At 64.9% G+C, this 10,241-nt stretch carries 9 protein-coding genes, 1 pseudogene and 2 riboswitches; of the genes and pseudogenes, 5 read left to right on the top strand and 5 right to left on the bottom strand.

All coding sequences use genetic code 11. From position 1 onward, the window contains the following. Positions 1 to 125: 125 nt before the first annotated feature. A pseudogene (locus AAFO90_RS19055) lies at positions 126 to 1,394 on the top strand (adenylate/guanylate cyclase domain-containing protein); the annotation flags it as partial. A gap of 270 nt (positions 1,395 to 1,664) precedes the next feature. Here AAFO90_RS19055 and AAFO90_RS19050 read toward each other — a convergent pair. After that, positions 1,665 to 2,609, bottom strand: a complete 945-nt coding sequence (locus tag AAFO90_RS19050) for an AEC family transporter (protein WP_347510400.1) — start codon at positions 2,607 to 2,609, stop codon at positions 1,665 to 1,667. 13 nt (positions 2,610 to 2,622) lie between these two features. Beyond that, positions 2,623 to 3,726 (bottom strand): chorismate synthase, encoded by a 1,104-nt coding sequence (gene aroC / locus AAFO90_RS19045; protein ID WP_274829928.1) that lies wholly within the window; start codon positions 3,724 to 3,726, stop codon positions 2,623 to 2,625. A gap of 180 nt (positions 3,727 to 3,906) precedes the next feature. Then, positions 3,907 to 4,003: riboswitch (TPP riboswitch) on the top strand. A gap of 44 nt (positions 4,004 to 4,047) precedes the next feature. Here aroC and thiB point away from each other — a divergent pair. Genes thiB through AAFO90_RS19030 form a run of 3 tightly spaced genes read left to right on the top strand, consistent with a single transcriptional unit; the run spans position 4,048 to position 7,236 of the window. After that, positions 4,048 to 5,025, top strand: coding sequence for a thiamine ABC transporter substrate binding subunit (thiB, locus tag AAFO90_RS19040; protein WP_347510399.1), 978 nt, complete (start codon positions 4,048 to 4,050; stop codon positions 5,023 to 5,025). Continuing rightward, positions 5,001 to 6,557, top strand: coding sequence for a thiamine/thiamine pyrophosphate ABC transporter permease ThiP (locus AAFO90_RS19035; protein WP_347510398.1), 1,557 nt, complete (start codon positions 5,001 to 5,003; stop codon positions 6,555 to 6,557). Before thiB ends, AAFO90_RS19035 begins: the two co-directional genes overlap by 25 nt. Beyond that, positions 6,544 to 7,236 (top strand): ATP-binding cassette domain-containing protein, encoded by a 693-nt coding sequence (locus AAFO90_RS19030; RefSeq protein ID WP_347510397.1) that lies wholly within the window; start codon positions 6,544 to 6,546, stop codon positions 7,234 to 7,236. Before AAFO90_RS19035 ends, AAFO90_RS19030 begins: the two co-directional genes overlap by 14 nt. Positions 7,237 to 7,358: 122 nt before the next feature. Here the strand turns inward: AAFO90_RS19030 and AAFO90_RS19025 are convergent, their stop codons facing one another. Next, positions 7,359 to 7,808 (bottom strand): 6,7-dimethyl-8-ribityllumazine synthase, encoded by a 450-nt coding sequence (locus tag AAFO90_RS19025; protein ID WP_347510396.1) that lies wholly within the window; start codon positions 7,806 to 7,808, stop codon positions 7,359 to 7,361. Between the two features lie 82 nt (positions 7,809 to 7,890). Then, positions 7,891 to 8,149, bottom strand: a riboswitch (FMN riboswitch). Between the two features lie 58 nt (positions 8,150 to 8,207). Here AAFO90_RS19025 and AAFO90_RS19020 point away from each other — a divergent pair. Then, entirely contained in the window at positions 8,208 to 8,816 is a 609-nt protein-coding gene (locus AAFO90_RS19020) for an FMN-binding negative transcriptional regulator (protein WP_347510395.1), read from the top strand. A gap of 34 nt (positions 8,817 to 8,850) precedes the next feature. Here AAFO90_RS19020 and AAFO90_RS19015 read toward each other — a convergent pair whose 3' ends face one another. Continuing rightward, positions 8,851 to 9,576, bottom strand: a complete 726-nt coding sequence (locus AAFO90_RS19015; RefSeq protein WP_347510394.1) for an anti-sigma factor — start codon at positions 9,574 to 9,576, stop codon at positions 8,851 to 8,853. Beyond that, a complete protein-coding gene (locus AAFO90_RS19010) occupies positions 9,561 to 10,115 on the bottom strand; it encodes a sigma-70 family RNA polymerase sigma factor (protein WP_274833127.1) in 555 nt (184 codons plus the stop codon). Before AAFO90_RS19010 ends, AAFO90_RS19015 begins: the two co-directional genes overlap by 16 nt. Positions 10,116 to 10,241: the final 126 nt, after the last annotated feature.

The following is a 10,241-nucleotide window of genomic DNA, read 5'->3' as shown; positions in this document are numbered from 1 at the left end:
GTCGCCCTCACGGGCATGCTGGCTGCGGGTGAGTTCGGTCCAGGCCATCGTGGTCTCCGTTCAGTGTCGTACCCGAACAGAAACACAACCTCCTGAACTCACTCAATTAGTTTCAAATCGGGCTCTACGAGAACACCCTGCCCGAGGCCGCCGGGATCACCGGCCATGTGGGTTTCGTGCAGGATGATGAAACACAGCTGGATCTGGGGGAGAACACGCTCACCCCGCCTGATTCCGGCAATATCTCCGGCCCGCTGATCGACTGGCTGCTGCGCGAAGCGGCAATGCTGAACACTCCCGAAAGCTTTACCGAGGCGCTGGCGGAAAAGCTGCAGGAGCAAGGCGTGCAACTGGCCCGGCTGTCGGTGCTGGCCTGGTCCCTGCACCCGATGATCGCGGGCAAGAACTACGTCTGGAAACGCCGCTCCCCCGAGATCATCGTCACCGCACCCAGCTATGACCTCCTCAGCAAACCGCAGTATCAGAACAGCCCCCTGCGCCACGTCTCGCAGGGGCTTGGCGGCGTGCGCCACCGGCTGCACCGCGATCTGCCCGACGATGCCTTCCCGATCCTTCAGGACCTGCGCAGCGAAGGCGCCACCGATTACGTCGCCATGCCGCTGCCGTTCTCGGACGGGCGCATCAACGTGATGACCGTGGCCAGCGATCACCCCGACGGGTTCACCACCGCCAATCTGGGCCTGATATTTGAATGCAGCGCCGTGATCGCCCGCTATTACGAGGTCTTCATGCAGCGCGAAAACGCGCAATCGCTGCTGGAAACCTATGTCGGCAAACGTTCCGGCGCGCGGGTCCTGGGCGGTGAAATCCGCCGCGGCGACGGAGATGAGATCGACGCCGCCATCATGTTCTGCGATCTGCGCAATTCCACCCGGCTCGAAGAGGACCTGGGCCGCGATGCCTATATCCAGCTGCTGAATGGCTTCTTTGAAACCGCCTCTACAATCGTGCATGACAACGGCGGCGAGGTGCTGAAATTCATCGGCGACGCTGTGCTGGCGGTTTTCCCCGCCGATCCACAGAAAAGTTACCGCGCCCGCAGCCAGGCACTGGCCTCGGCCCGCGCCATCGTCGATGCACTGCCGGAACTGGCGCGCGACACCGGGCTGGCGGCGCTGCAATGCGCCACCGGCCTCGCCTATGGTTCGGTCACCTATGGCAACGTCGGCTCGCAGGAACGGCTCGATTTCACGGTCATCGGACGCGCCGCCAACGTCGCCGCCCGCTTGGGTGAATATGGCAAGACGCAAGGCCACCAGATCGTGGTCAGCGCCGATGTGCTGAAAGACCCCTCCAATGCCATCCCTCTGGGCGAGGTCGAACTGCACAATGTCTCCCGCCCGGTGAACAGCTACGCGATCCCCACCTCCTGAGCGGCCCTTCTGCCCCCGCTCTCTGGTGATGGGTCAAGGGCCGCACTGCGGCCGCGCGCCAGCGCGGTTCACCCTTGAGGCAGCGCCAGAGAGTATGATCCTTGTGTAGGTCCGTTGAGGGCAGATCTGCCCCTCAATGGACCTCTCAGCAGATTCACTTACGCTGTCCAAAGGACAGCGCCCGGCCCAAGGCCGCACGAAAGGGGTCCGGCGCAGCCGGGACCCTGCGGGCGCGGGAGCACCTCGCCATTGCTGCCCCACTGGGTCAGATCAGACCAGCAGCCACAACAGAACGGTCAGCGTCACAAAGGCGAGGCTCGTGGCGGTCAGCATGGCCAGACTCGCCGCGCCCCCCAGCCCCTGCCGCTGGGCCAGCACCGTGTAGATCCCGAACATCGGCATCGCCGCCGACAGGATCACCGCGCTGTGCAACTCTTCCGGCAGCGCCACCAGACCCGCCCATAGCAGCACCGCCGCCGCGCCAGCCACCAGCGCCGGGTGCAAAAGCAGCTTGCTCGCCGCGATCTGCGCCGCAAGACTGCGGTTGCCGTGCATCGGCAGCCCCACCAGCGATCCACCAATCACCACCAGTGACAGCGCCCCGGCCGAGGCCGCCAGCATATCGACAAAACGCAGGAACGGCCCCGGCAGCGCAAACCCAGAGGCCGAAACCACAAGCCCCAGCGCCAGCGCGATCAGCATCGGCATCTTCGCCATATTCCCCAGGATACCGCGCAGTTTCGGTAGCAGAGGCTGGCCCGGCGTGCTGCCCGCCAGTTCCATCAAGAGCAGGCACGTGGGGATCAGGATCAGGTTCTCGACCAGCAGGTTCAGCGCCAGGATCACCCCGGCCAGATCCGGAAAGGTCAACAGCATGATCGGATAGCCGACAAAGCCGTTGTTGGGACAGGTCGATCCCATCACGCCCAGCGCCCGGCGACGCGGATCCACGCCGCGCAGGGTGAACAGCACGAAGGAAACCGCGATGGTCGCGACCCCGCCCAGACCATAGGCCAGCACATATCCGGGCTGGAACACTTCGGCCGGGTTGCGCGCTGCCACGGCGGAAAAGATCAGCGCCGGCAGGGCGATGTTCAGCACATAGGCCCCGAACCTGCGCATATCCTCTGGGGTGAACCAGCCTTTCCAGACGATCCCGTAGCCAAGGCCCAGCGCCGCATAGATCGGAAAGGTGATCGACAGGATCGCGCCCATGGCTCTGTGACCCCTAGCCGATCTTCCCCTGGTTCTCGCCGATCTGGCCCCGGTGCAGCAGCAGGTGATCCAGGATCACACAGGCCATCATTGCCTCGGCCACCGGCACCGCGCGGATACCAACACAGGGGTCATGGCGGCCCTTGGTGATCACCTCGGCTGGGCTGCCATCCTTGCGGATCGACTGGCGCGGCGTCAGGATCGACGAGGTCGGCTTTACCGCGAACCGCACGACAACATCTTGGCCGGTGGAAATCCCGCCCAGGATACCGCCTGCATGGTTGCTGGAATAGACCGGCTGACCATCGTTGCCCATGAAGATCTCATCGGCGTTTTCCGAGCCTTTCAGACGCGCGGCATTCATGCCTTCACCGATCTCCACCCCCTTAACCGCGTTGATCGACATCATCGCCGCCGCCAGATCGGTATCGAGCTTGCCATAGACCGGCGCGCCGATCCCGGCGGGCACGCCGCGCGCCACCACCTCAATCACCGCGCCAACGGAATCATGCGCCTTGCGCAGCGCCTGCAGGTAGTCTTCCCAATCCTTCACCGCGCCCGCATCGGGGATCCAGAAATCGTTCTGATCGATGGCGTCCCAATCGAACCGTTCCCGGTCGATGCCCATCTCGCCCATGGCGACCATGTAGCCCTTGATCTCAAGCCCCGGCGCCAGCGCCTTGATCGCCTCGCGGGCAACACCGCCCGCTGCAACCCGTGCCGCCGTTTCACGCGCCGAGGACCGCCCGCCGCCGCGGTAGTCGCGGTTGCCGTATTTCTGGTAATAGGTGATGTCGGCATGGCCGGGTCGGAAGGTCTGGGCGATATCGCCGTAATCCTTGGAGCGCTGGTCGGTGTTCTCGATCATCAACTGGATCGGCGTGCCGGTGGATTTGCCTTCAAAGACGCCCGACAGGATCTTCACCGCATCCGGTTCGTTGCGCTGGGTCATGTTCTTGTTCTGACCCGGGCGGCGCTTGTCCAGCCACTGTTGCAGCATCTCCGGCTCCAGCGGCACGTTCGGCGGGCAGCCATCGACGGTGGCGCCCAGCGCGGGACCGTGGCTTTCACCCCAGGTGGTGACGCGGAAAAGATGGCCAAAGCTGTTCATCGACATGGGGGCGGTCTCCTTTGCGATCCGTGCTTAGCGGCGGGGCGGGCGTGGCTCAAGTGCAATTGCGCCCGCGTTGCCTGTCCCGCGCACGCTGCGGCAAGGCGCTGGTCACCTGTTTCGCGCGCGAAACATCCGCGCCGCCGCCCTCTTTCCTTGTCTTTGCCGCCCCTGCGACTTAGGTTGCCGCTCACCTCGGGGTGCGTCGCACAAGGGCGCTGAGATCACACCCGTTGAACCTGAACCGGCTAACACCGGCGGAGGGAAGGTTATGGATAAGACCCGTCAACGGCACCACCCTTGCCCATCGCCGCAAAGGAGGATGCCATGAAGTATTCTGTTTTTGCAGCGGGACTGCTCGGCGCATCGGCGGCATTCGCCGAGACGCCCGAATTGACCGTTTACACCTACGACAGCTTTGTCTCGGACTGGGGCCCCGGGCCTGCGGTCGAGACAGCCTTTGAAGAGGTCTGCGGCTGCGATCTGAAACTGGTCGGCGCGGGCGATGGCGCCGCGCTGCTGGCGCGGATCAAGCTGGAAGGCAACCGTTCCGATGCCGATGTGGTGCTGGGTCTGGATACCAACCTCACCGCCGCCGCCAAGGAAAGCGGCCTGTTTGCGGATCATTCCGTCAGCGCCGAGTTCGATCTGCCCATCGCCTGGGAAGATGCGACCTTTGTTCCTTATGACTGGGGCTATTTCGCCTTTGTACACAATGCGGATGCCGATGTGCCGGGCGATTTCAAATCGCTGGCCGCCAGCGACACCCGGATCGTGATCCAGGATCCGCGCTCCTCCACCCCCGGTCTGGGCCTGTTGATGTGGGTGAAGGCCGCTTACGGGGATGAGGCGCCTACGATCTGGGAAGGTCTTGCCGACAATATCGTCACCGTGACCAAGGGCTGGTCCGAGGCTTACGGCATGTTCCTTGAGGGCGAGGCCGACATGGTGCTCTCCTACACCACCTCCCCCGCCTATCACCTGATCGCTGAAGAGGACGCCAGCAAGGCGGCCGCCTCGTTCGACGAAGGCCATTACATGCAGGTCGAGGTCGCCGGTAAACTCGCCGCCAGCGACCAGCCCGAGCTGGCCGATCAGTTCCTTCAGTTCATGGTCACCGATGCCTTCCAGTCCGTCATCCCCACCACCAACTGGATGTATCCGGCGGTCACCCCTGAAGGCGGGCTGCCCAAGGGGTTCGAAACGCTGATCACCCCGACAAAATCGCTGCTGCTGCCCGCCTATCAGGCTGCGGCTGTGCGTGATGCGGCGCTGGACGAATGGCGCGGCGCGCTCAGCCGCTAAGGCCGGCTGCGGGATATGGCGCCGCCCTGCTGGTGGCGGCGCTGATCCTTGGCACGCTGGCAGCGGTCGCCTTACGCGCCGAACCCGGGCGCGGGCTGGTCACCGCCGATTGGGCGGCGGTGCGGTTCACGCTGCTGCAGGCGAGCCTGTCGGCCCTGTTCAGCGTCGCCCTTGCGGTGCCTGTGGCCCGCGCGCTGGCCCGGCGACGCTTTGCCGGGCGCAGCCTGCTGATCGCCCTTTTGGGCGCACCTTTCATCCTGCCGGTGATCGTTGCCATCCTTGGCCTGCTCGCGGTCTTTGGCCGCGCGGGCTGGGTCAGCGATGCGCTGGGACTGTTCGGACTTGAACCCCTCAGCATCTATGGTCTGCACGGTGTTGTGCTGGCCCATGTCTTTTTCAACCTGCCGCTGGCGACGCGGCTGATCCTGCAAGGCTGGCAGGAGATTCCCGCCGAACGCTTTCGCCTCGCCGCACAACTGGACGCAGGACCGCGCGCCATGTGGCAGCTCTTGGAGGCACCGATGCTGGCCCGGGTGGTGCCCGGCGCGCTGGCTGTTGTCTTTGCCATTTGCCTCTCCAGCTTTGCCGTGGCGCTGACGCTGGGCGGTGGCCCGCGCGCCACCACCATTGAACTGGCGATCTATCAGGCCTTCAGTTTCGATTTCGATCTGGGCCGCGCGGCGCTGTTGTCGGCGGTGCAACTGCTGCTGACCGCGCTGGCGGCCATGATCGCCCTGCGCGCCCCGGTGGGCGAAGGGTTCGGCAGCGGGCTTGACCGAATGCTGCGCCGCTGGGACGGGCGCGGCGCCATGGCGCGCGGCTTTGATGGCTTCTGGATCCTCTTTGCCGCCCTGTTCCTGCTCTTGCCGCTGCTGGCGGTGGTGCTGTCGGGGCTGCCGGGCGTGCTGACCCTGCCCGCCTCGGTCTGGAAGGCCGCGGGGGCCTCGGTTCTGGTGGCAGGCGCCAGCACCCTGATCCTGCTGGCGCTGGCCCTGCCGATGGCGCTGGCGGCGGCGCTGGGGCGCCCGCTGCCGATGGAGATCGCCGGGCTTCTGGGACTTGCCGCTTCTCCGCTGGTGATCGGCACCGGGCTGTTCATCCTGATCTATCCTGTGGCCAGCCCCTTTGCGCTGGCGCTGCCAGTGACGGCGCTGGTCAATGCGGTGATGGCGCTGCCCTTTGCCATGCGGATCCTGATCCCGGCGGCCCGCGATGTCATCACCCGGCACCGGCGGCTTGCGCTCTCTCTTGATATGACCGGGCGACCCTTTATCCTGTGGGTGGTCCTGCCGCGTATGCGGGCGCAGATCGGATTTGCCGCCGGGCTGGCGGCGGCGCTGTCGATGGGGGATCTTGGAGTCATCGCCCTTTTTGCCGATCCCGAGGTCGCCACCCTGCCCTTGCAGGTCTACCGGCTGATGGGCGCCTACCAGATGCAGGCGGCAGCGGGCGCGGCGCTGGTGCTGCTGTGCCTGTCGATGGGGGCCTTCTGGATCCTGGACCGGGGAGGACGCTGGCATGCTGAAGCTTGAACATATCCGCATCGACAATGGCGGCTTTATCCTGACCGCCGATTTCGCGATTCCCCCCGGCGCGCGGGTTGCGGTCATCGGCCCTTCCGGCGCGGGCAAGACCACCCTCATCGAGGCCGTCGCCGGGTTTCTTCCCCTCTCCGGCGGGCGGATCTTCTGGGGAAAGAGCGATTTAAGCGATCAATTGCCCGGCAAGCGTCCGGTCGCCATGCTGTTTCAGGATGGCAATCTGTTTCCGCATCTGACCGCGGCGCAGAACGTCGGGCTGGGCCTGCAGCCGAACCTGCGACTGAGCGATGCCGAACACGCCCGCGTCGCGCAGGCGCTGGAGCGAGTCGGTCTTTCAGGCATGGAGGCGCGCAAACCTGCCGCCCTGTCCGGCGGACAGCAAAGCCGCGTCGCGCTGGCGCGGGTGCTGGTGCAGGGGCGGGATATCCTGCTGCTGGATGAACCCTTCGCGGCACTGGGTCCTGCCTTGAAGGCCGAGATGCTGGATCTGGTGGCGGAACTGGCAACGGAGAGCGGCGCAACGCTGTTGATGGTGAGCCATGACCCCGGCGACGCCCGGCGCATTGCCGATCAGGTGGTGCTGGTGGCCGAGGGGCAGGCTCATCCGCCTCGGCCAACGGCGGATCTTTTGGAAAACCCGCCGCCTGCCTTGAAGGCTTATCTGGGGTAGTTTGTTTTCAGAAGGGCAGTTCAGCGTCCGACCGAGGTGGGAGCGGAACGCGCCCGCCGTGGGGGCGGGCGGACGCGTGCCTGCCGCTGAAGCGGCAGGCTGTTGGTCATAAATACGAAGGTTTACGCAGCCTGCGCCAATCCCCTTGCCTGCTCCCGCGTCTTGGTGATCATCAGCGCAGCCTGCGCCGCCTCGCGGCCCTTTTGCACGAAATGGTCGCGGTAGATCGCCATGTGGTGATCGGTTTCCTGGAAATGATGCGGGGTCAGCGAGACGGATAGCACCGGCACGCCGGTGTCCATTCCTGCACGCATCAGCCCGTCCACGACCGCCTGCGCAACGAAATCATGCCGGTAGATGCCGCCATCCACCACCAGCGCGGCGCAAGCCACGGCGGCGTATTGGCCGGTCTTGGCCAGCTCCTGCGCCATCAGCGGCATCTCGAATGCGCCGGGCACGTCAAAGACGTCGATCTGCTCGGCCGGGATCAGCTGCTGGAACCCTTCAAGCGCGCGATCGACAATATCTGCATGCCAATTGGCCTTGATGAATGCATATCGGGTGTGTGTCATGGTTATCTCCTATAGGTTCGACACGTCACCCAAGGCGATAACGAACGGCAGGAGCCCCGCCCCGAAAAAGGCAGTCCCTGTCGCACGTTCTCTTCCATCCGGACTATAACCGTCGGCTCTGGCCTCTCACCAGATCTGCTTGTCACTTTCCTGACTGCTCCACAGCTTGATCCGAAAACCGGTTCCCACTTTTCGGGCTGTGGACGCGCTTGTCCAAGCCACCGGAACCGATGTTCGTCTCATTGGCTGTGGGTTCACGCCCCGAAAAGCCGCTCGCGGGCTGACGGGGACACGCCCCGTATACCGCCGGTGGGGAATTTCGCCCCGCCCTGAGAACAGGCGGAACTTGCCAACAGCGGGCCGGTGTTTCAAGTCTGTTCGCGACGTCAGGAGATCAATATGCACCCCAATCCCATTTATCATGATGCAGACCGCGCGCAGAATCTCGACTTTGCCCGGACGCGTGCCTTTGGCGTGCTGGCGGTTTCCACGGCGGAGGCACCGCTGATCAGCCATGTTCCATTATTGCTGAGCGAGGACGGCACCTCTGCCGATCTGCATCTGGTGCGGTCGAACCCGATCACCCGGGTGCTGAAATCCCCGCAGGCTGCGCGGCTGGCGGTCAGCGGGCCGGATGGCTATGTCTCGCCCGATTGGTACGGGCTGGCCGATCAGGTGCCGACCTGGAATTACGTGGCTGTGCATCTGACCGGCAGGCTGGAGCAGCGCCCGCAGGATGAACTGCTGGGCCTTCTGGACCGGCAATCCGCGTTTTACGAGGCGCGGCTACTGCCGAAACCGCCCTGGCACAGCGACAAGATGGAGCCGGAGGCGCTGGAACGGATGATGCGGATGATCGTGCCGGTACGGCTCAGCATCGAAACGGTGGAGGGCACCTGGAAACTGAATCAGAACAAGCCTGAGTCCGCCCGCACGGCGGTCGCGGATCAGATCACCACCGGTTTTGGCGCCGAGCTGGATGACCTGGCCCGGATGATGCGCCCCTGATCCCCGGACTGCCCCGCGCGGGTCGGGGCAGCAATCACAGGGTTTCGACGGCGGCAGCGGCCAGAACCGCGCCGGTGGGGGCACCGGTGGGCGAGCCGCCTTCCGGTTCGTCCGAGATCGCCAGCGTCGCCCCGGCAAACTGCTGCGCCAGTTCCGCAGGCAGGGTCACGAAAATCTCATTCTCATCCGGCAGCACCCCAAGGGAGACCGGCGCCTCGGCCCCATCGGCAATCAGCCACAGTTCCAGCGCCCGGCCGGGACGCGGCGCGCCCTGATCACGCCGGATCAGCAGCAGGTTCTGCTCCACATCTAGCCCGGCGGCCACGAAGAGGTCGCCATCGGCCGAGGCCAGATCAACATGATAGGCCGGTGAGAAATCCGGGCGCGTCAGGATCGGCACCAGCACCAGCGCCGCCACCAGAACCAGCGCCGCCGCCAGCGCGCCAAGCCCCATGCGCCAGGCCGAGAAGATGCGCCGCACGCCTTCTGGACCTTCCGGCGCGGCGTCGATCTGCGCCATCAGCGCCGCCTTCACCCGGGCGGGTGGCGCGGTCTCGGGCACCTCTTCGGCAAGGCTGGCAAAATGCGCCTCCCAGCGATGAACCTCTTCCCGCAGGGCAGGCTCCGCCGCCAGGCGCGCCTCAAAGCTGCGCCGTGCCTCGGCATCCAGAAGATGCAGCACGTATTCTGCGGCGAGGAACTCGTCGTCAAAGGGAGGCTCTGCCTGAGGGGTATCGGTGCCGCTCATCGGGTCAGACATTCTTTCAGTTTCTGGAGGCTGCGCCGCAGCCAGGTACGCATCGTATTCAGCGGAACGCCATGGCGTTCCGCCAGGGTCTGGTAATTGTCTCCTTCCAGATAGGCGCCGCGCACGGCCTCTGCACGGTCCTGCGGCAATTCCTCCATGCAGGCGTTCATGCGAGCCTGCTCGGACCGGGCAATGGTAGTGGCTTCGGGGCCGGGGCTACTGTCCGGCACCTGCTCCAGCAGATCGCCGCCGTCGCCCTGACCGGACATCCGCGCCTGACGGGCCCGCAGCCGGTCAATCGACAGGTTCCGGGCGATGGTGATCAGCCAGGTCATCGGACTGTGCCCGGTCACCGCATAGCTATCCGCCTTGGCCCAGATCCGCAAAAAGACCTCTTGCAGGGTATCTTCGGCCTCGCCGCGGTTTTTCAGTACCCGCAGGCAGACGCCGAACAGTTTGGCACTGGTCGCATCATAGAGCGCTGCGAAAGCACGCCGGTCGCGCAGGGCGATTCGTGCGATCATCGTCTCGATCTCTGCTGGTGTTGTCATATCTGCCCGGCCCTGATTTCCCATCTAGGTAGACAGGTCGTGCAGAAAGTCAAAACACCCGGCGCAGAACGCCGGGTGCTCTGCCTCTGTTCTTAGTCTTGCAACCAAGAAGGAGGCATCTGGCCA

This window comes from Phaeobacter sp. CAU 1743 (assembly GCF_039839315.1).
Taxonomy (GTDB): domain Bacteria; phylum Pseudomonadota; class Alphaproteobacteria; order Rhodobacterales; family Rhodobacteraceae; genus Phycobacter; species Phycobacter gallaeciensis_A.
This window is presented reverse-complemented; position numbering and strand designations above follow the sequence as displayed.

Bases quoted from the DNA above. Each gene is read 5' to 3' on its own strand.
- AAFO90_RS19020 (WP_347510395.1), top strand. From the start codon at position 8,208: ATGCACCCCAATCCCATTTATCATGATGCAGACCGCGCGCAGAATCTC.
- AAFO90_RS19015 (WP_347510394.1), bottom strand. From the start codon at position 9,576: ATGTCTGACCCGATGAGCGGCACCGATACCCCTCAGGCAGAGCCTCCC.
- thiB (WP_347510399.1), top strand. From the start codon at position 4,048: ATGAAGTATTCTGTTTTTGCAGCGGGACTGCTCGGCGCATCGGCGGCA.
- AAFO90_RS19030 (WP_347510397.1), top strand. From the start codon at position 6,544: ATGCTGAAGCTTGAACATATCCGCATCGACAATGGCGGCTTTATCCTG.
- AAFO90_RS19050 (WP_347510400.1), bottom strand. From the start codon at position 2,609: ATGGGCGCGATCCTGTCGATCACCTTTCCGATCTATGCGGCGCTGGGC.
- AAFO90_RS19025 (WP_347510396.1), bottom strand. From the start codon at position 7,808: ATGACACACACCCGATATGCATTCATCAAGGCCAATTGGCATGCAGAT.
- aroC (WP_274829928.1), bottom strand. From the start codon at position 3,726: ATGTCGATGAACAGCTTTGGCCATCTTTTCCGCGTCACCACCTGGGGT.
- AAFO90_RS19035 (WP_347510398.1), top strand. From the start codon at position 5,001: ATGGCGCGGCGCGCTCAGCCGCTAAGGCCGGCTGCGGGATATGGCGCC.
- AAFO90_RS19010 (WP_274833127.1), bottom strand. From the start codon at position 10,115: ATGACAACACCAGCAGAGATCGAGACGATGATCGCACGAATCGCCCTG.